The organism is Shewanella maritima (assembly GCF_004295345.1).
GTDB classification, from domain to species: Bacteria; Pseudomonadota; Gammaproteobacteria; order Enterobacterales; family Shewanellaceae; genus Shewanella; species Shewanella maritima.
The window spans coordinates 3239081-3261097 of record NZ_CP036200.1; the positions used below are offsets into that span (position 1 = coordinate 3239081).

General features: G+C 44.9%; 14 protein-coding genes and 1 pseudogene. 10 read left to right on the forward strand and 5 right to left on the reverse strand.

The window, feature by feature from the left end; all coding sequences use genetic code 11:
• Positions 1–5 precede the first annotated feature (5 nt).
• From EXU30_RS13860 to EXU30_RS13900, 7 genes and pseudogenes are all read left to right on the forward strand, one after another.
• Positions 6–1331 (forward strand): glycoside-pentoside-hexuronide (GPH):cation symporter, encoded by a 1326-nt coding sequence (locus EXU30_RS13860; protein ID WP_130600999.1) that lies wholly within the window; start codon positions 6–8, stop codon positions 1329–1331.
• Between the two features lie 245 nt (positions 1332–1576).
• Positions 1577–3571, forward strand: a complete 1995-nt coding sequence (gene tkt / locus EXU30_RS13865) for a transketolase (RefSeq protein ID WP_130601001.1) — start codon at positions 1577–1579, stop codon at positions 3569–3571.
• Between the two features lie 144 nt (positions 3572–3715).
• Positions 3716–4738 carry an erythrose-4-phosphate dehydrogenase gene (gene epd, locus EXU30_RS13870; protein WP_130601003.1) on the forward strand — a complete coding sequence of 341 codons (1023 nt, stop codon included), beginning with the start codon at positions 3716–3718 and terminating at the stop codon, positions 4736–4738.
• A gap of 86 nt (positions 4739–4824) precedes the next feature.
• Positions 4825–6000 (forward strand): phosphoglycerate kinase, encoded by a 1176-nt coding sequence (locus EXU30_RS13875; protein ID WP_130601005.1) that lies wholly within the window; start codon positions 4825–4827, stop codon positions 5998–6000.
• Between the two features lie 421 nt (positions 6001–6421).
• Positions 6422–7485, forward strand: a pseudogene (gene fba, locus EXU30_RS13885) (class II fructose-bisphosphate aldolase).
• 338 nt (positions 7486–7823) lie between these two features.
• Entirely contained in the window at positions 7824–9167 is a 1344-nt protein-coding gene (locus EXU30_RS13890; RefSeq protein WP_130601007.1) for an MATE family efflux transporter, read from the forward strand.
• Between the two features lie 434 nt (positions 9168–9601).
• Positions 9602–10342, forward strand: coding sequence for a DUF481 domain-containing protein (locus EXU30_RS13900; protein WP_130601009.1), 741 nt, complete (start codon positions 9602–9604; stop codon positions 10340–10342).
• Positions 10343–10447: 105 nt separating this feature from the next.
• Here EXU30_RS13900 and EXU30_RS13905 read toward each other — a convergent pair whose 3' ends face one another.
• Positions 10448–11086, reverse strand: a complete 639-nt coding sequence (locus EXU30_RS13905) for a response regulator (protein WP_130601011.1) — start codon at positions 11084–11086, stop codon at positions 10448–10450.
• Between the two features lie 342 nt (positions 11087–11428).
• Between EXU30_RS13905 and EXU30_RS13910 the strand changes: the two genes are divergently transcribed.
• The 3 genes from EXU30_RS13910 (at position 11429) to EXU30_RS13920 (ending at position 14232) form a co-directional block, all read left to right on the forward strand.
• Positions 11429–12184, forward strand: a complete 756-nt coding sequence (locus EXU30_RS13910) for an acetate and sugar kinases/Hsc70/actin family protein (protein WP_130601013.1) — start codon at positions 11429–11431, stop codon at positions 12182–12184.
• The gene (locus EXU30_RS13915; protein WP_130601015.1) at positions 12177–12740 is read left to right on the forward strand and encodes a hypothetical protein; all 564 of its coding nucleotides are present in this window, start codon (positions 12177–12179) and stop codon (positions 12738–12740) included. Before EXU30_RS13910 ends, EXU30_RS13915 begins: the two co-directional genes overlap by 8 nt.
• A 106-nt stretch (positions 12741–12846) precedes the next feature.
• Positions 12847–14232: a hypothetical protein gene (locus EXU30_RS13920; RefSeq protein WP_130601017.1), complete on the forward strand. Its 1386-nt coding sequence runs from the start codon at positions 12847–12849 to the stop codon at positions 14230–14232.
• A 65-nt stretch (positions 14233–14297) separates the two neighbouring features.
• Here the strand turns inward: EXU30_RS13920 and EXU30_RS13925 are convergent, their stop codons facing one another.
• From EXU30_RS13925 to EXU30_RS13940, 4 genes are all read right to left on the reverse strand, one after another.
• Positions 14298–16535 (reverse strand): PAS domain-containing protein, encoded by a 2238-nt coding sequence (locus tag EXU30_RS13925; protein ID WP_130601019.1) that lies wholly within the window; start codon positions 16533–16535, stop codon positions 14298–14300.
• Between the two features lie 128 nt (positions 16536–16663).
• Positions 16664–17290, reverse strand: coding sequence for a TatD family nuclease-associated radical SAM protein (locus EXU30_RS13930; protein ID WP_130601021.1), 627 nt, complete (start codon positions 17288–17290; stop codon positions 16664–16666).
• A 230-nt stretch (positions 17291–17520) separates the two neighbouring features.
• Positions 17521–20718, reverse strand: a complete 3198-nt coding sequence (locus tag EXU30_RS13935) for an efflux RND transporter permease subunit (RefSeq protein WP_130601023.1) — start codon at positions 20716–20718, stop codon at positions 17521–17523.
• Positions 20718–21947: an efflux RND transporter periplasmic adaptor subunit gene (locus EXU30_RS13940; protein ID WP_130601025.1), complete on the reverse strand. Its 1230-nt coding sequence runs from the start codon at positions 21945–21947 to the stop codon at positions 20718–20720. Before EXU30_RS13940 ends, EXU30_RS13935 begins: the two co-directional genes overlap by 1 nt.
• Between the last annotated feature and the right edge of the window lie 70 nt (positions 21948–22017).

Genomic DNA, 22017 nt, shown 5'->3' on the forward strand with positions numbered 1-22017 from the left:
TATCAATGCTAACAGTCAGAGAAAAGGTTGCTTATGGCCTAGGGGACACAGCCAGCAATATTGTATTTCAGGTTGTAGTCAATTTTATGGTGTTCTTCTACACCGACGTATTTGGCATTTCCGCTGCGGCTGCAGGTACTTTAATGTTAGCCGTGCGCATGCTAGATGCCGTGACCGATCCTGTGATGGGTGGGCTTGCTGATCGCACCCGCTCTCGCTTTGGTCGCTATCGTCCTTACTTACTGTATTGTTCAATTCCTTATGCCATTTTGGCCGTGCTTGCTTTTAGCACGCCTGATCTATCAGAGAATACCAAGTTAGTTTATGCCTATGTAACTTACGCAGCCTTGATGACAGTTTATACCGTTATCAATATTCCCTATGCGGCCTTGGGTGGTGTGTTGTCAGATGACCCTAAAGAGCGCGCCTCGATTCAGTCTTATCGGTTTGCACTGGCGATGACTGGCGGCGCAATCGTCACGGCGTTGACCTTACCTATGGTTGAATACTTTGGCAATGGTGATGAAGCTTATGGCTTTACTATGGCGCTAGGCGTGTTATCTGCCTTTGCTGTTGTGTGCTTTCTAGTTTGCTTTGCCTTTACCAAAGAGCGTACTGAGCAAAATACTAGCCGCAGTCAAGTTACTGCCAGTATGTGGCAAGATCTCGCGTCACTTAGACATAACGAGCAGTTTTTAATGTTACTGGGTGCAGCGTTTTTCTTGTTAGTGCTGGTGTCGATGCGTGGCGCGGTTGCGCCCTATTATGTGACTTACTTTTTAGGTCGTGAAGACTTAGTCAGCACCTTCATCACCTCGGGAATGCTGGCCTCGTTAGCGGGTGCGTTGGCGACCATGTGGTTGAGTCAGCGAGTATGTAAAGTAAAGCTATTTCATTGGGGGACGCTAGGCATCATAGTGTTCCATGCGCTGATGTATTTTGTGCCAGCCGATCAGCTGCTGCTTTGTTTTGCATTAATGATGATTGCACAGTTCTCACAAATGATTGTGGTGCCGCTAATGTTCTCTATGGTGCCAGATACAGCGGACTACGGCGCGCTCAATACAGGCCGGCGGATCATGGGTATGAGCTACTCAGCCCATTTGCTGGCAATTAAGTTTGGTCTCGCCATTGGCGGAGCAACCGTAGGTTGGCTATTAAGCTACTTTGGCTATGTTGCTAATGCTGAGCAAACCCCGTATGCACTGCACGGCATCGTGCTTATCTTCACGTTAGTTTCAGCAGTGTGTGGCATTGGCGTTTATTTTAGTATGCGCAGCTACCGACTGACTCAGCAAAATATGTTGCAATTAGTCGAAGCTAACCGGTAATTGAGCTGCTTACGGTTAATCTTATTGAGGGTTGTGCGCATTAGTGGCGACAAATCGTAGATAAAGGTTAGCTAACTCAACAAACTAGGTGAAAATTTCCCAATTAGGCAAATTTAAATTTGCGTCCACTAGGGCATTTAGGCGAAAATATGCCCCGAAAATTGCTATAGCGAAAGGATCGCCGCGCATGTCGGAGTCCTTTCTCTAGTGCTAAAGAAAATACCTCAATTCAAGCAGGAGAGAGCATGTCATCTCGTAAAGAACTCGCAAACGCTATCCGCGCTCTGACTATGGATGCCGTACAAAAGGCAAACTCTGGTCACCCAGGCGCTCCAATGGGGATGGCTGATATTGCCGAAGTGCTATGGAACGACTTCTTAAAGCACAACCCAAACAACCCTGAGTGGGTTGATCGTGACCGCTTTATCTTATCGAACGGCCACGGTTCGATGCTTATCTACTCTCTACTGCACCTAACTGGCTACGCACTGCCAATTGAAGAGCTTAAAAACTTCCGTCAGTTGCACTCTAAAACGCCAGGTCACCCTGAGTATGGTTACACCCCAGGTGTTGAAACCACTACAGGCCCACTAGGCGCTGGTATCAGTAACGCTGTTGGTATGGCGATTGCTGAGAAAACACTAGCAGCACAGTTTAACAAGCCAGGCCACGATATTGTTGACCACTTCACATACTGCTTCCTAGGTGATGGCTGTTTGATGGAAGGTATCTCGCATGAAGCTTGTTCTTTAGCAGGTACTTTAGGTCTTGGTAAGCTGATTGCTTTCTGGGACGACAATGGTATTTCTATCGACGGTGAAGTAGAAGGTTGGTTCACTGACGACACGCCTAAGCGTTTTGAATCTTACGGCTGGCACGTAATTGCTAACGTTGATGGTCACGACAGCGATGCGATTGCTAAAGCGATTGCGCAGGCGAAATCTGTAACTAACAAGCCAACGATGATCTGCTGTAAAACGACTATTGGTTTTGGTTCACCAAACAAATCAGGTAGCCACGACTGTCACGGTGCACCATTAGGTGATGCTGAAATCGCAGCGGCACGTGAGTTCCTAGGTTGGAATCATGACGCATTTGAAATCCCAGAAAACGTATACGCGGGTTGGGATGCAAAAGATGCAGGTAACACTGCAGAAAGCGCTTGGAATGACAAGTTTGCTGCTTATGAAGCTGCGTACCCAGCAGAAGCGGCTGAATACAAGCGCCGTGTAGTGACTGGTGAACTGCCAGCTGAATTTGAAGCAAAAGCTAATGCCTTCATTCAAGAGTGTCAGGAAAAAGGCGAAGCCATTGCGAGCCGTAAAGCATCACAAAATGCTATTGGCACCTTCGGTGCTATCTTACCTGAACTACTAGGTGGCTCGGCTGACCTTGCAGGTTCTAACCTAACGCTTTGGTCTGGCTCTAAAGGTATTCAAGATGACCCTGCCGGTAACTACATCTTCCACGGTGTACGTGAATTCGGTATGAGCGGTATCATGAACGGTATCTCACTACATGGCGGTTTCATCAACTATGGTGCTACTTTCATGATGTTCATGGAGTACGCGCGTAACGCAGTACGTATGTCGGCGCTTATGGGTCTACAAAACATCTTCGTATACACCCATGACTCTATTGGTCAAGGTGAAGATGGCCCAACTCACCAACCGGTTGAGCAGCTAGCTAACTTACGTATGACGCCAAACATGACTGTATGGCGCCCATGTGACGCAGCTGAAACAGCAGTGGCTTGGAAAGCAGCGATTGAAAACCGCAAAGCACCAACGTCTTTAGTATTTAGCCGTCAAGGTTTGCCTGCGCAGCAACGCAGCGGTGAGCAACTAGCAAACGTAGCTAAAGGTGCATACGTGATTGCTGATTGTGAAGGCACAGCTGACCTAATCTTGATTGCAACAGGTTCTGAAGTGCAACTAGCACTAGACTCAGCCAAAGAGCTGACTGCACAAGGTCAAAAAGTACGTGTGGTTTCTATGCCATCAACTAACGTATTCGACAAGCAAGATGCGGCTTACAAAGAGTCTGTACTTCCTGCTGCAGTAACTAAGCGCGTGGCGATTGAAGCGGCGCACGTTGATTTCTGGTACAAGTACGTTGGCTTTAACGGCGCGGTTGTAGGTATGACTACCTTTGGTGAGTCTGCTCCAGGCGGCGAGCTAATGAAGCACTTCGGCTTTACTGTTGAAAACGTAGTAAATACGGTTAAAAGCCTAGGCTAATTAGCCAAGCTAAATAATCGCTAAAAGCCTTATTTTGTTAGCGACAGCTTGATGCAAATTTAGCGTTAGTCTGTATAATAGCGGCCAGCATGCAAATGCTGGTCGTTTTTTTATCTGCATTTTTACTCACTTGATGGAACGTGAATGATCCGGGTCGCAATTAATGGTTATGGTCGTATAGGCCGCTCTATTCTCCGCGCTTTGTATGAGTCGGGGTTGCGTCATCAAATTCAAATTGTTGCTATCAATGAGTTGGCAAAGCCAGAAGCGATTTGCCACCTTACCCAGTACGACACCACTCACGGCCGTTTTCAAACGCCGGTTAAGCTCAAAGACAATAATCTAGTGATTGGCGATGACGTCATTGAACTGTTCAATGAAGCAGATGCCAGCAAACTGCCTTGGCACAAGCTAGATATTGATATTGTTTATGAAGCCTCTGGCGCGCTCGCCTCGCGCAGTGACTGTGAAGCTCACATTCAAGCAGGTGCAAAGCAGGTGCTGATTAGTCACCCATCTTCAAGTGATGTAGATGGCACTATCGTTTATGGCGTGAATCATGACTTACTCAAAGCCGAGCATACCGTGGTGTCTAACGCCTCATGTACCACTAACTGTGTGGTACCAGTGCTAAGCATTTTAGATGAGCACTTTGGGGTTAAAAGTGGTGCGATTACCACTATCCATTCTTCAATGAACGATCAGCAGGTGATTGACGCTTATCATGATGACTTGCGCCGTACACGCGCAGCTGGGCAGTCAATTATTCCAGTAGATACTAAACTTGCCCGTGGTATTGAGCGCATTTTGCCGCACATGCAAGACATGTTTGAGGCGATTTCGGTAAGAGTGCCGACCATTAATGTTACCGCGATTGATCTATCGGTCACGCTAGATAAACAGGTCGATATTGAAAAAGTAAACAGCGTATTAGAGCTGGCGTCTTATGGCCGCTTTAACGGTATTTTAGGTTACACAGATGCGCCGCTAGTGTCGTGCGACTTCAACCACGACCCACGTTCGAGTGTGGTTGATGGGACCCAAACCCGTGTTAGCGCCGGGCATTTGGTGAAACTATTATTATGGTGTGACAACGAGTGGGGCTTTGCCAATCGAATGTTAGACACCAGCTTGGCGATGATCCAAGCTAAACGAGCAGCCCAATAGAAAATGAATTCAAAACAAAGCGCCTTCGTTACGTCGGCGCTTTGTTATAAAAGCTTTATTTTAAAACTACGAAGGAAAGGCTAATTATGGCAATTATCAATATGAGTGACTTAGATCTGCAAAATAAGCGCGTGCTTATTCGTGAAGATCTAAACGTACCTGTGAGTGACGGCAAGGTCACCAGTGATGCACGTTTACGCGCATCACTACCAACCATCAAGCTAGCGTTAGAAAAAGGCGCTGCAGTGATGGTGATGTCGCACCTAGGCCGCCCAACTGAGGGTGAGTTCAATGCTGAGTTCTCAATGCAGCCAGTGGTTGACTACCTAAACGATGCCCTGGATTGCCCAGTGACATTAGCGACGCAGTACCTAGAGGGTGTTGAAGCAAATGTTGGCGAAGTGGTTGTTTTTGAAAACGTACGTTTCAACGTAGGTGAGAAGAAAAACGACGAAGCACTAGCTAAAAAATTAGCCGCACTTTGTGACGTATACGTAATGGATGCCTTTGGCACCGCGCACCGCGCGCAAGCATCGACTCATGGTGTTGGTCTACACGCACCAGTTGCATGTGCTGGCCCATTACTAGCTGGTGAGTTAGCGGCATTAGGCAAAGCACTAGATAACCCAGCGCGCCCTATGGTAGCGATTGTGGGTGGCTCAAAGGTATCGACTAAGCTTACAGTACTTGAAAGCCTATCAACTAAGGTTGACCAGTTAGTGGTTGGCGGCGGTATCGCCAATACTTTCGTTGCGGCGGCAGGTCACAAAGTGGGTAAGTCTTTATTTGAAGCCGATCTCGTTGATGAAGCAAAACGCTTAGTGGCCAATGCACAAAGCCGCGGCGGCGACATTCCTGTGCCGACTGATGTTGTGGTTGCTGGCGAGTTTAGCCCAACGGCGCAGGCGACACTAAAGAGCGTGACTGAGGTTGCTGACGAAGACATGATTTTCGACATTGGCCCAGATAGCGCTGAAGCACTGGCTAAAATCATTGAAGCCGCTGGCACAGTAGTTTGGAATGGCCCAGTTGGTGTATTTGAATTTGACCAATTTGGTGAAGGTACTAAGCGTATCGCTCAAGCGATTGCAGACTCAAGTGCGTTCTCAATTGCAGGTGGTGGCGACACCCTAGCAGCGGTAGATAAATATGGTATCGCTGACAAAGTTTCCTACATTTCTACTGGTGGCGGCGCTTTCTTAGAATTCCTAGAAGGCAAAGAACTACCAGCAGTAGCAATGCTAGAACAACGTGGCAACTAGGGTCTGTTGACCTTTCAAGATTATTTTTGCAGCAGCTTGTTGGAAATTTATACAAGGCAACGACTTTGATGTGTGGTTGTTCCACATGATAAGTCGTTAACGCAGTAGAAATGACAACAAGCGCTGCCTGAAAGGTTCGTTTAAAAGCACTTTACTCTTTGTTGCGAGCGAGTTCGTGTAGGTGACTAGACGTCATCGCTCACGCCGCGATTAAAGTGCTTTTAAAATCGAACAAAATCTAATCAGCAAAGGTCAATAGACCCTGTGCTACGAGTACAAAATTATAATAATTAAATAAAAACCGTCGATTAGCCGCTTAAAGGGTGAGGGGAACTTAACGCTTTAAGCGCTAAATCGATATAAAAATCAATCCAAGCGATAGCGACCTAGGTGAGAAATCACCCTATTATTGGAGAAAAAAATGGCTCTTATCTCTCTACGACAAATGCTTGATCATGCTGCAGAGCATGGTTACGGCGTTCCTGCGTTTAACGTTAACAACCTTGAGCAAATGCGTGCAATTATGCAAGCTGCTGAAGCGACTGACAGCCCGGTAATCGTACAGGCATCTGCTGGTGCACGTAAGTACGCGCGTCCACAGTTCCTAAAGTACCTTATGAATGCGGCGCTTGAGCAGTACCCAGATATCCCTGTATGTATTCACCAAGATCATGGTACCGACCCTGACATTTGTCAGCGTTCAATCCAGCTTGGTATGTCATCAGTTATGATGGACGGTTCACTAATGGCTGACGGTAAAACGCCAGCATCTTATGAGTACAACGTAGACGTAACCCGTCGTACAGTTGCTTTCGCGCATGCTTGTGGTGTGTCGGTTGAAGGTGAAATCGGTTGTCTAGGTAGCCTAGAAACCGGTATGGCTGGTGAAGAAGACGGCGTTGGTGCAGAAGGCGTACTTAGCCACGATCAACTGCTAACTACCCTGAAGAAGCTGCGCGCTTTGTTGCTGATACTCACGTAGACGCACTAGCGATTGCTATTGGTACTAGCCACGGTGCATACAAGTTTAGCCGTAAGCCTACCGGTGACGTGCTGCGTATCGACCGCATCAAGGAAATCCACGCGCGTATTCCTAACACTCACCTTGTAATGCACGGTTCATCTTCAGTGCCACAAGAGTGGTTAGAAATCATCAACCAGTACGGTGGTGCGATCCCTGAAACTTACGGTGTACCACTAGAAGAAATCGTTGAAGGTATCAAGCACGGTGTACGTAAAGTGAACATCGATACCGACCTACGTCTAGCATCTACTGGCGCAGTACGTAAGTTCCTAGCTGAGAACCCAACTGAGTTTGACCCTCGTAAGTTCCTTAAAGCATCGATGGAAGCTATGGCTGACATTTGTACTACTCGTTACGAAGCGTTTGGTTGTGCGGGTATGGGTTCTAAGATCAAGCCTAAGTCGCTACAGGCGATGTACAAAGCTTACCAAGCTGGTGAGTTAGACCCACAAATCAACTAACCCTTGTTTGTGTATTGAGATTGCTTTTAGTTAAAAGCAATGTGAAAACCCGCAGGCTAAATGCGGGTTTTTTGTTTTTTAGAGAAGCTACAATCATCTACAACTGACATCAGATTAGTAGCAGCTTGCCCCACGCCTTTTTCGCCGCATATTGTAGGTTCCTCTGCTTCATCAAGCTGTATTAAAACTAAACAATACTATGAAATTATCACTTGTCTTGGTGATGTGATTGCTGCATTATTGCCGCCCTTTTTTCGCTCAACAAATCAGCAGATTTATATGGGCGCTTAATTGCCATAAGCACTTTAGTTTTTGACCCGAATTGGTACGAGAGATACATGCGCCCTCAGTCTGATAAACCATTATCACTATTCGCTTTAACCTGGCCTTTGTTCATTGATTTTGCGCTGCATTTTCTAACTGCGGCGCTTAATACCATGATGATAAGCCGAGTGTCGTATCAAGGTGTAGCTGCCTTGTCTGTGGGCAATATGGTGCTCGAACTGTCAATTACCTTGTTTAGCTTTGTCAGTATTGGTGCCACAGTTGTGATGACTCAATATTTGGGGGCAAAAAATAAAGCGGCAGCCAGTCAGGTGGTGTATTCCGCTATGGGTTTCAACCTGCTGGTGGGCGTGGCTGCTGCGGCTGGAGTATTGCTGGGTGCAGGTTTTATCTTGCAACTAATGAATTTGCCTGAGGAGTTGATTGCAGATGGCAAGTTATACCTGCAAATTGTTGGTTTATGTTTAATACCTGAAGCGATGGCGATGTGTATTGCTGCGGCCATGCGCGCCCATGGTTTCACTCAGCAGGCGATGTGGGTTACCTTGCTGATGAATATAGTCACCTTTGGCGGTAACTTGCTGCTGTTATATGGGTGGTTTGGTCTACCACAAATGGGCGTAGCAGGTGTTGCTATTAGCACTGTAGTTGGGCGTTTGTTGGGCATAGCGTTAATGGTGTACCTGTTCTTGTATTACACCAAAATTCCGTTGAAATTGAATGAGATTCTTCAGCCTAAAAAAGACATGCTTGCTAAGGTGTTTCATATCGGTTTACCGGCAGCAGGTGAAAACGTGTCTTGGATGCTCCAGTTTATGGTGGTGACCTCATTCGTTGGCTTGATGGGTGATAAAGCCTTAGCTGCACAGTCGCTATATTTTCAAATCTGTATGTTTATTTTGTTGTTTGGTTTATCAATTGGTATTGGTAACGAGATCATGGTGGGGCACTTAATTGGTGCTAAACGATTCAACTGCGCCGAGAAACAGATGTACCGTGCTTTAAAAATCGGCTTAGCGTTGACCACCTTGGTTGCCGCATTAGCAGCCTGGTTAGGTGGCGGTTTAGTGGCGTTATTTATTGACGATAACGACATCTTGTTGATGGTCGGACAGTTGTTTTTGCTCACCTTGGTTATGGAGCCCGGGCGAACTTTTAATTTGATAGTGATAAATGCACTAAGGGCCAGTGGCGATGCTCGTTTCCCATTCTTTATGGGGTTGTTTTCTATGTGGTGTATCGCGGTGCCCGGGGCGTATTTCTTCGGTGTTTACCTCGATATGGGTTTAGTCGGTATTTGGATAGCGCTAGCGATTGATGAGTGGACTCGCGGCCTTGCTATGTTGTTGCGCTGGCGTACAGGGTTATGGCGAAGCAAGAGTTTGATTCATGCCTAAGCTTGCAGCAAGGCTGCAAGCGTGGATTCGTTTAGAGTAAATAACCTATTCGTATGCTTTATCAATAGGACCTGTTGCTCTTTCAAGATTATTTTTGCAGCTGCTTGTTGGAAATTTATACAAGGCAACGACTTTGATGTGTGGTGGTTCCGCATGATAAGTCGTTAACGCAGTAGAAATGACAACAAGCGCTGCCTGAAAGGTTCGTTTAAAAGCGCTTACGTTCGTAGCTAAGAGCTCTGCGTTGTGAGCCACTTGTTTAGTTGACTAAACTGTATAGCTCGCGTCTTGATTAAAGTGCTTTTAATTCGAACAAATTCTAATCAGCAAAGAACAACAGGCCCTAGTAGTTTTTCAATTTGTTATTCAAAATGTTAGTATTCGGTTCGATTTTTGGGGCGATTAGAAACATTTGTAATTAAAGGAATGATGACATGAAAAAACTGCTACTTGCTGCGGCGATTTCTTTTGCGATGCCGTTTGCTGCTCATGCAGGCGCAGACTTTGTTGAAGGTGACAAAACTTGGGCTGGTGAAGCTGAGCTAGGTGCGACGCTAACAACAGGTAACACTGACACTTCTTCTTTAAAAGGTCGTTTAGGTCTTAAGCATGAACTAGGTAACTGGGAAAACCAGTACGTACTAGAGGCGCTATATAAAGAAGATACAGATGTCGTTACTGCTGAGCGCTATTATGGCGGTATTCAAGGTGATTACCAGATTAACGACAACAGTTATGTGTTTGTTAATACTAACTTAGAAAAAGACCCGTTCACCGGTTTTGACTACACCTCTAAGTCTGCAGCGGGTTATGGTCATAAATTTGTTGATAATGGTACAACCCTGTTTAAAGCTGAAGTCGGTCCTGGTTACATTTACCAGCGCTTAGATGATGAGTCTGCTATAACCGAAGGCGTTGAGTCAAAAGACAGTATAGTTGCGCATGCGGTCATGAACTTTTCTCATAAAATTAGTGACACCTCAACCTTCAAGCAAGAGTTTATTGCTGACTGGGGTGAGAAGTTAGATGGTCGCTCTGAAACCTCTATTACTGCAAACATTGTTGGTGCATTAGCGATGAAGTTTGCGGTTGTTGTGCGTTACAACAGTAAACCAGTGGAAGGCAAGAAGAGCACTGATACAGAAACGAATATGACGTTACTTTACGCGTTCTAATCTCTGCCTAATTCGGGAACGATATACAAAAGCTGACTTTAAGGTCAGCTTTTTTGTGGGTTGATGAAGATAAATCAATGCTTGAAGTTAGCTTGTTCGCGTTTATTAGATCAGCGGGCTAGTAATAATACGCTTACTCTGTTTGTCCTGGGTTTGTTGCTTTGCCTCTGCTGGAAGATAGATGGTAAGTTTTGCCGCTAGCGCTTTAAAGTTAAGAGGTTTAAGCAGGTAGCCAGTAACGCCAGATTGAATAGCCTGCAGGATATGAGACTGTTCATTGTGGGAGCTTATGATGTACACGTCGGTCTCTAATAGTTGTTCGCTGACTCGAATGTCTTTAAGTAGATCTAAACCTGTTTTACCTTCCATTTCCCAGTCAGTAAGCACTAACTGATAGGGTGCTTTTTTCTTAGCTGCATCGAGCAACATCGTTAACGCGCGCTCAGCGCTTTTCGCCATATCTACCTTGGTGAACCCCATTTCTACAAGTATTTTAGTCGTTACCTGTAGCATTGAGTCTGCATCATCCACTATTAATATTCGTGGCATGGAGTTTACGTGAGGCTGTTTATTGAGCTTATTTAGCATCATTTTGATTTTATTATGTACCGATACCAAATTGATCAGCACCTGCTCTTGCTCTTCATCAAACTCATTTTCGCTGCAGGTGATCATGGCTCGTTGAGCATTAATTGACTCGACTAGTATTCTTTTTAAACAGTGCGCTTCTTTTTGTGTAAACATGCCGTTCTCTACAGGCTAAATATTAATCTATACAGCTGTTTTTACTCATGATTACAAAGTGTAACGTATGTAAAACAGTAAGCTGTGCGGATTGTTAGTGCATGAAAGGTAAAGCTTTTGTTAATTAAAGGTAGTAGATAATTTGTCAGTATGCTAGGCGGTAAAGCTGTTAACGCTAAATGAATTTTGTTAATTCAGTCTTGATCACACTTGGTATATATAGGATTGGATATACTTTGTCACAAGGTGTAATTGTTGTAATAAATAGGTATAAGCAGCTGACTTATGTTCTCAATAACGAAATTATTTTGAGAGTATTAGCAAAGGCTTAAGGTAATAAACATGCAGATTGGTGGCTGTTGGTTCGATATTAAGGCTAAAACCTTAAATAATCGAATTAATAAGAAAACTTGGTCGTTAGACGATAGAGCATTTTGGATACTCTCTGAAGTGGTAAAATGTCGCGGCCAAGTTTTGTCTTTAGCAACCTTTAAGCATCCACATCTTGACGAGTCGGGCAATGCCCCACAAGCCCTCACCGAGGAGCAAATCGCCGAAACGATCTCTGTATTGCATTACTACTTGGGCGATGAGCATATTTGCTTACTAGAGTATATGCCAACTCGTGGGGTAGTACTGCATCATCGTCATACCCATCAGCACACAAAGGTATTGGATAACCCTAATGCAGTTATGTCGCTAGGTCAGTTTGTGGCTATTGTAATGGTGCTGCTGTGTGCGTTGATGTACATGTATTCGGGTATTCGTAGTTCAGTATCGAATGATGTTGATTTTAGCGTACCCATTTATGATCGTAGTGGCGCTTTTACTCAATTGCATATTTATACCGATCCCGCGAATCACGAATTTATTGAGTTTCATAAGGCTAATATTGTTGACCACTTATCTCAATGTGAGTCTTTGCCATGGGACACCATTGCCGCTTCCTTATCGAAAGATAGATTCACCATTAACTTTGTGTTGAAGCGGGTACTGGACGACCGCTGGCAATTCCATAATGTGAAGGTTTTACGTGAGGTGGAAGGTGAGCGCTTCTTTACTCTAGATTGGTTAAAAGAGGTGAATATCTGTGAGTAAAACTTTGTCACGCTATTCAAAGCAAATCAACGACAAGATATTGCTGGTTGTCGGCTTTATCGCAGGTTTGCTATTGATTTATTTGGTCCTACAGCGCTGGGCTGATAGCCGCGAAATCTATCAGTTTGAATGTCAGGCAGAGGCTTATAAAGTGGATATCGCTTCGCTTGATGGTGATCCGCTTCGAGGGAATTTGATTCTTAAACTTGAAGTGCGTGAGCAGCACTTAGTGTTGACTTATTATTCAGCGTTTGAAGAGACCATTCGCGAGTTCGTGGCATTTGAAGGTGAGTTGCAAGAGCTAGAGGTTGGCTCTATGACCTATAAAATCGACTTTGAAGCAATCGAAGTGAATTTGCAGCCTAACAGTCAGCTTTATCCCTATCTTACCAGCGAGCTAGACATGGCTGACAAGAGCCTAGCTTATGGTTATAAATTTACTCAGCATTTAAGCGTAATAGACATGGATAGCAAGCTTAATTTTATGCTAGTTAAGTTTACCCCAAGCGCAAGTTTATGGGCCTGCTCCCGCTTAAACCTGCCTAAAAAGCCTTGATTTTACCCACGTAAACTAAGTTGGTTTAGCTGTAGCAATTGGTTACAGCTTACGCTTAGTCGATGATATAATAAGAGTTCCTAGCGGGTTAACCAAGAGGAAAGCTTTGACCAAAGTTAACATCAAGCAAGAAGAATCCTTATCTATTAAATTCAGCCATCAACTATCGGTGGCGGATCAGCGCACCCTAGACTTATATTTTTACCTTCCCACGGAAATGGGGATCTCTGCCGATACCCTAAACGAAGAAGAGTACTATCACGCGAATATTATTGGTAGGCGTTCATACTTTTCAGATGCTCTGCATTTGCCGCTCGTACAATCACGTTTTGTTAGCCTTAACAAGCGAACCCTTGAAGAGTTCAGGTTGTATTTAAACCTGTTTGCTTACCAGTTTGCCGTAGCGATCGAGACTGATGCTAAACAGGTAAGGCAGCTTACTGAGCCTGAAGAGTTTTACCCGGCATTGTTGGAGCTAAGTGAGAGGGCACGACAGCTATTGAAAAAGTTTCGCCGTAATGAGCCTGAACAAGACAAGTGGCAGTCGTACTTTGGGCATGCAGACAATTATCTGTCTTGGTTTTGTGAGCAGCAGCTTTTAAAAACACTCTCTACCAGACCTCGCAGCGCCGAGTTTGCCGATATTAAAGATCAAGTGGTGCAATATTGTCGAAAAGAAAACCATTACCGAGAGCTGGAGCGTAAGTACAATTCACAACGCACTAGAGAAGATGCAAACCGTATCTCGAATAAGATGTTGTTACTTAGGCGTCTAATTCAACAAGGGGTTGTACTTAAAGAAGATTTGAAAGTGCTGGGCGTAGGGCTAAAGAAGTTTGTTACAGGCTTAGCGACAGGGCTAGTGATGATTGTGGTGTCAGCGTTGATTATTAAAGCGCAGGGCTTTTTTAGTGGCTTAACCTTGTCGCTCATTATGGCGCTGTCAGTTATTTACGCATTCAGGGAAATCTTTAAAGAAGATATTCGCAATGCCATGTGGCGCCTCATCCAACGTGGTAGACCAAGATGGAGCCGCACTTTAACTGACACTTCAACCAAAAAGCCAGTCGCGAGGCAGTTGATATGGCTGGAGTTTTTGCGGCCTAAAGATATTCCTAATGCAGTATCGCTAATTATGAAACATAGGCATCGGCAGAATAAGGTTGAATCTGAGGTTCTGCATTACCGTATCCAAAGTAAGGTGAACACTAAGGAGTTTGCCGCGGGTTATACTCAGTTTCAAGAGCAAGTTGTTTTTAGCTTAATTCCCTTTGCGCGCCACCTAGAGCGGGGCAAGGCAAAAATTTACAGTGAGCAAGATGGTAAGGTCAGTAATGAGTCTGTTGAGCGACGTTATCAGGTGAATCTGGTGGTCGCGCTGAAAGATGGTAAGCAGTCAGTTGAGTACGCCCGCTATAAAATCACGATGAACCGTTCGAGCATTGTCGAGTTAACAGAAAGTCGCTTGCCTGATGAGTTAAATGCGGTTTAATGTCAGCGATAAGTAATAAGAAGGATGTTAACGCTAGCTTGCATTAACACCCTTAATTTATGGCTTTAACCATCTATCGACATAGGCCGTGTAAACGCCTGACAAATATTTTGATCGCCCGATTGCTTGGCACGTCTAAGTGCAACTTCAGCTTTGGCTAAATATTGCTCAAAGTTCTGTGGTTCAAGGTAGCCGGCAATACCGATATCAATTCCTTCGCCCAGCTCATTTTCTTCCAGCAGCTTGATGCAATTAATCGCGTACTGATGGGTTTGGGTGGCGTTGGTTTCAGGTAAGAAGATTAACAATTTGCCTAGTTGCCAGCTTACTAATTGGTACTGGCTTGGAATATCCACTAACAGTGCCAGTTCAATCTCTTTTTGGCGCTTCTCAATTTGATTGATGTCGCCCATATGGCTAAATAAACCGTCGGGGTTTATGTCAATCAGCATTAAGTTAGACTGGGCTCTAGTCGATTCAGACAGCGTATTAAATTTGTCTTCAAAGTCGCTCATGCGCATGACAAAGTTACCTACCTGGCCGATGATGTTTTGTCCCTTGCTGTTGGCAGAACTTGGGTTTGCCTCTTCAAGAGTAAATACCAAATAGTCGATTTCACCGTCTTGGTTTAACTGGCAGTTGATTGTCAGACGATAGCTTTGGTCAAATCTCGCTTTAGAAAACGGCAATAATTGGGCTGACCAACTACCCTGGATGGGCAATGCTGTCATAATGTTGTGCCATTGGCTTTGTAAATCCTGGCCAAGCAACGCCATAATATTACGCTCAGGTGACTCTGCTAGCCCCATCACTTTATTAAACTGCTGGTTGAATTTTAAGATTTTGCCATCAGCATCTGTTAGCGCGATAGGTACAGCTGCATCGGCGAGCATTTTATAGCGGTTTGCCTGGCGCTGACTCTTAGCGAATAAGCTCATATCATAGAAGGTGACAATCCAATGGCGATCATTAGTAGGCTCCAAACTAATACACAAGTGGAATAAACGCTTTTCATCGTTATTAAGCCTAAGCTCTCCAGTCCAATTCTCGCCTTTATTCACGATAGTATTAATTTCTTGATATACCTGCTCTGGGATATTGAAAATACGCTGCAGTGTACGGTCAACAATTTCTTCCTCAGGCAAGTTTACATATTTGTATGCCGATTGGTTTGCCGTAACAATACGACCGTTACGGTTGATGAGCATGCAGCAGTTTTCACTATTAAATAACCCATTGGCAAGGTAGATGCTGTTGACCTTGGCTTGCCCTTCAAGGTTATAGAGCTGCCTGAGTATGACTAGAAGCGATGACAATAAGCTAATCACTAAACCCACTGCAATTAACACTAACTTCCATTCAAAGAACTTATCGGCGATGTCGGAATGACGAATGTACGACAAGGTGTAGTACTCGCGCTGAGCCTCTGCCTGGTTAGATACTTCAATTTTTAAAAACACAAAAGTGGCTTCATTACTATGGAACTGGCCATAGTTATTTTGCGCCATGTTTTGCCAAAGCTCAGGATAAGACTGGGCGATACTTGAGCCTAAAGTATCAGGCATACCTTTTAATGGCCTAGGTTGACCGGCGCCAGCATATAAAAAACCTTTAGTATCAAGCAGCAGTAGCGGTGAAGCCTGGTCGAAGAAGGCCGGTTTTACTGACTGCAGCATTTTAATAATCGAGTTGTAAGTAACTAGGTACCCTTTAATGCTTTGGTCTGGGTTTTCTATCCAAGCGAGTTGATAAACATATGGTTCAAGCACCCCATTTATTGGGGTAAACGCCATGGGTGATGAGTAAATCTCATTCCCACCAAAGGCGCGGTTTGGATCCATCACTGATGGAGGTAATGTTAGGTCGATAAACTCGTCTGAGCTGGAAAACTTGAGCTTACCTTGAGGGCTAAACAGGGCTACGCCAAGTAACTCTGGAATGTTACGCGACAATGAGTCCCATTGGGTGATAAGGCGCTGCTTTTTGTCTGCAGTTGGGTTTTCAAGATACTGTCTTAGCAGCTCGCCGCGGGAAAAGGTAATGGTACGGAATTTAAAAAAGTCGGTTCGTTCACTGGTTAAGGTGCCAACCGTTTGTAATTCGCTATAACGTTGCTGCGCCCAGTCATCTTGCAAGCTGCGCTCACCAATTGAGATAAACATGGCAGTAGCAATAATAATGGAAATATTGAGTAGCAGTAGCTGGCTCGCAAGTGACAGGACCTGTTTACGAGTCCAGCGAACTTTCTGCGATGAAATAAGTAGTGCTTTAGACGACTTAGTGGCTTTTTTGCGTTTAAACATGGAATTTCAGCAAGCACAAATTGATATGCGGCATACTAACATGACGTTGAGATATTGACGAATTTTGCCATATATCTAACTGTTAGTATTTGTTTAATCGCCAACACTTGCTCAATAGAGCAACATCTTTACCCAACTACATCTAAATGCCGATGCTTAAACGTGCAACCTGCACGTTCTACGATTTCACGGCAGTTATCGATGTTTACCCCTTCAAGGCCTTCAATGGCACTTACTTGCACATCCTTAATATACTTAGGTGCAAGCTCTATAAATTCTAATAGTGCGTTATAGGAGTGAGCCAGCTTAGGTTGGCAATGAGTCTGGTAACTTTGCTCGCTATCAGCATTGAGTGAAATAGACAGGCTATCAACTACTTCGGCGAGATCGGGTAGGATATTACGGCGGTGGAACAAATTGCCTAAACCGTCGGTGTTGACACGCACTTTACCACCACGGGCCTTGATGACCTGAGCAATGCCGATTAAGCATGAAAGGTTGAGTGTTGGCTCGCCATAACCACAAAATACGTACTCATCAAACGAAGTGACATCACCAAGTAGCGGGATCACATCCTCCGCTGTCACTGTCTTATTCAAGCTAAGCTCAAACTCATGAACCTGTTTACTACCGTTTTGTTTTGGGCAAAATTGGCAGCGCAGCGTGCAGCGACCAGTAATATTGAGATAGCGACTGTTGCGAATGTCGTAAACCAGTGTCGCGGTATCAGCAGTGTTCGATTGAGTATTAGGCATGTACTTTTTGCTACAACTAAAGTGGGCGTATTAATTTAAAAGCTAGACTTTACTGCTTTAAATGTTTGGGCCTTAGCGCGAATATCAGGCGTAAATTATAGCGATTAACGGGGACTCGTTCTGTTGCCTTGCTCTCAAACATACATAAAAAAGGGCTAAGCCGTTAAAGTTTACTGGCTTAACCCATTTATCTTGGCAAAACTGAAGCTCTGCTTATTTGTCTTTAGCAATTAGTCTTTAGCTGAAAGTGTCACGCCTTGACTGGTAAGTTCGGCAGTTTCAGCGTTAACTTGAGCTGGTAAATCTTCAGCCCAAGGCCACCACCAATGCCAGAAGCGATTCAGCATATGTTTGGTGTCATCCAAAATGATGTATAGCACTGGTACCAACACTAAGGTCACCACGGTTGAGAACAAGATACCAAAGGCAAGCGATGCGGCCATAGGGATCACAATCTGAGCCTGCAGGCTTTGTTCCATCAAGATAGGCGCTAAACCAACGAAGGTGGTTAATGAGGTTAAGATAATCGCCCTGAAGCGGAAACAACCTGAATCGATAGCCGCTTTTTTAATGCTCTCGCCTTGAGCGCGAGCGCGATTAACAAAATCAACCAAGATTAATGAGTCGTTAACCACCACACCTGCCAGTGCGACAATACCGCAAAGGCTAAGGACGCTCATTGACAGGCCAAGCATAAAGTGACCCACCAGTGCGCCAATCATACCAAATGGGATAACCGACATGATAATTATAGGTTGGGTGTATGACTTCAGCGGGATAGCCATCAACGCGTAAATGGTAAACATGGCAAAGAAGAAGCCTTGCATTAAACCTACCATAGCGTTTTGCTCATCAAGACTGCTGCCATCTAAAGATGAGGCTACTTCAGGATAGCGCTGAGTAAGTTCAGGCAAGAACTGCTCCTGAATTTCCTCTACCACTTTTGATGGCTCAACTTTATCTTTGTTGACGTTCGCATTAATCGTAATCGCGCGCAGACCATCTACACGGGTGATTGACGCATACGAATCACCTAAATCGATTTCAGCAACCGTTGAAAATGGCACCGAAGCACCGTTAGGTGTGCGGATCATCATATTTTCAAGGTGACCAATGGTGCGACGCTGCTCAAGTGGATAGCGCACCATTACTTTTACTTCTTCTTTGTTGCGTAAAATACGCTGGGCTTCAAAGCCGTAGAAGCCATAACGAACCTGACGAGCTAAGTCAGATAGGCTTAAACCCTGGGCCTGAGCTTCTGGTTTTATGTTGAGGCGGATTTCTTGGCTGCCCGATGAAAAGTTATCTGAAATATCAAATACACCTTCATAGTTTGCTAGCTTGGCTTTTAGCTCTTTCGATGCCAGCCCTAATTGATCAAGATCGTTTGACGTTAAACGAAATGACAGAGCGCCACCTTGATCGTTGGTACTGGCACTAATATTTAGCTTTTTGACTGCTGCTAGCTCTGGTAGCTGCTTACGCCAGGCTTCAGCTATTGCTACTCCATCAATTTCACGGTCTTCAGCCTTGGTAAGTTCTGTGAAAATGAATGCTGAACTACGAGAGTTAAGGGCGATGAAGCTGTGTTTAACGACTTCGCTTCCGTATTCATTTTCCATTTTCATATTCATCGAATACAGTGAGTCTTCGATTTGCTGAAGCACTTTTAAGGTGTTTTGCTCTGAGCTGCCTTCCTCCATTTCAAGCTGAACCTGAATGAAGTCAGACGGAATATCTGGAAAGAATACCCAGCGTACTTTACCACTTGCAACTAATGCCATCGCAAGGATCAACACGCCGATAAAAGTCGCAACAGTGGCGTACCTATGCTTAATAGCAAACTCAAGGAAGTAGCGGTACTTGTTATGAATAAAGTACTGCAGCTTGTCGTTCAGGCCCTGTTTAAATCGTGAAAATGGATTTTTGCTTGGGCCTTTTGGCTTGTTAGATACTTTCATGTGTGCCAGATGAGCCGGCAAGATTAACTTTGACTCTACCAGTGAGAAGGCAAGACATAAAATCACCACCATGCCAATTGATTGCCAGATGATCCCCATAGGACCCGACACCATCAGCATAGGCACAAAGGCGGCGATAGTAGTCAACACGCCGAAGGTTGCAGGCATAGCAACGCGCTTAACGCCTACGACTACGTTCTCTAGTGAATGGCCTTTTTTCTCCACTTCACTATAAGCACTTTCACCCATTACAATCGCGTCATCGACCACAATACCCAGCACCAGAATAAAGGCAAATAGGGTTAGCATGTTGATTGACATACCAATTGGCTCGGTTGGCATTAACAGTAACGAGCCTAAGAAGCACACTGGTAGACCCATCATTACCCAAAACGCCAGTTTAAGGTCCAGGAACAGCGCAAGGATAATAAATACCAGTAAGGCGCCGTAAAACATGTTTGATAACATCATGTTTAAGCGACCTTCGAGGTAGTGGGTTAGATCTCCCCAGGTATCAAGCTCAACGCCTTGTGGGAGTTTGTCTTTTTTGGTGGCAATGTAGTCTTTTACCTGCTCAGAAATAGCCAACGCGTTTTGGTCGTCAATGCTCAATACTTCAATAATGGCTGCAGGCTTACCGTTAAAGCGGGTATAACCGATGCGTTCTTCAAAGCCATCTTTAATATCAGCGACTTGCGGCAGCATCACCCGGCTACCATCGGCACGGCTACTGACTACAATGCGAGCAAAATCTTCACCTGTATACGCTTGACCTTTAGTGCGCAGCAAGATGTCGCCATCTTCAGCGCGGATAGAGCCGCCAGGTAAGTCGATAGACGAGCGCTGCACAGCTTGCGCAACTTGGTCGAAAGTAAGGCTGTATTCTCGAAGCTTGTCTTCAGATACCTCAATTGAGATCTCATAGTCACGCACGCCAGCTACTTTGGCGCGGGTTACCGCGGGTAGCGAGGTAATTTCATCGCGAATTTGCTTAGCGGTTTCTTTCATTTCGTGTTGGGTCATATCGCCATACACAGAAATCCAGATCACGTTGTTTTCAGGTTTTATCTGGTAAAGGTTAGGTTTTTCAATATTGTCAGGAAAGGTTGAAATGGCATCAACGCGCAGCTTTGCTTCATCAAGTACTTTTTGCACATCGTAGTCATCTTCGACTTCGATGGTCACCGTACCAGAACCATCGCTCGCTACAGACGTGACCTTCTTGATACCCGTTACATCTTGAATTGACTCTTCAATCTTGATGTTAATGCCTTCTTCAATTTCTTGCGGCGCAGCGCCTGGGTAGGCAACCTGAATATTGATTAGGTTCAACTCAAAGGTAGGGAATACTTCTTTATTGATGATTTGCGCGCTAAACAAACCACCGACAATCAGCAATACCATGAGCAGGTTGGCCGCGACATTGTTACGGGCAAACCAGGCAATAATTCCTTTTTGGCTTTCCATTAATCGTTACCTTGCTCTTCTTTAGTGTCAGATTGAGTGATTGCAGCGTCATCTTCAGCGACTTGCTCGATTAACTCCTCTGGACCTTCTTCACCTAGCACTTTGACTTGCTGACCGTTTTGTAGCGAGTTGTTGCTGGAAACCGATACGCGCTCGCCTACCTTTAAACTGCCTTTGATGTATACATTATCGACGTCGGTGCGCACGATATTGACGTCACGAAGCTCTACAGTGTTGTCGTCTTTAATGATAGTCACAGAGTCATCTCGCACCACATAGCGTGGCAGTTTGACAATTCCATCGACCGAGCGCCCTTTGATGACAGCGTTAACGAAGCTGCCGTACTTTAGCGGCAATTTTCTGATATCAGATTCTTGCTGCATGTATGGATCATTCACTTCAGCAACCAGATAAACCATACGGTTTTGCTCATCAACCACATTTTCGTTACGCACAATTTTACCTAACCAGCTCACTTGCTTACCGGCTAGGGATGCTGTGAGGGTTACGGTGGTTTCAGGCTTTTCGATTGACTCAAGATAAGCCAGGTCCTTATTAGGCAGTGGCAGACGTACCTCTGCAATACCGATGTCGTAAAGCTCACCTAGCTTAGTGCCTACAGTGATGTACTGACCTAAATCAACGCTGCGGGCCTTAATGATACCGTCAAATGGTGCACGAATAACGGTGCGGTCTAGATTGCGCTGGGCACGGGACAATGCTGCTTGAGCTGATTTAACATTGGCTTGCTCTTTCTTTAATTGTGGAATACGAAGGCCAAGCTCAGGTGCCACACCACCATCGAAGTCTTTAAACTCAATTTTAGCTACTTCACCGCGAGCAATCTCTTCATCTAGGATTGCTTTGGCTTGTGCGAGTCCCGCTTGTGCTTGCATTAGATCTGCCTGATAGTCAGAAGGCTCTAATAACGCCAGTTTTTGGCCTTTTTTAACAATGCCACCGGCAACAAAAGCAGGCGCAATTTCTAAAATACGTCCTTGAACCTCGGTGACGAGTTGCGTTTTGTGTTTAGGCTGAACTACACCATATGAAGGTAGGTTAAGGGACACTGTTTGCGGCTCAACACTGATGACCTCGACTACAGGTAGCACGGTTGTTTCTTGCTTTTTCTCAGGCTCTTGTTTTGTGCTCAGTAAGATCCCTGCTAGAGCAACAAACACAAAGATGATTAAGAAAGGTAATAGAAAGCGGAATAGTTTTTTTAACATACTTAATTATGTATCCGTACGAGTTTAGCGCTTTTAGAAAGTGTAGTCGCTGTGGCCTTTTTGTCCTGAC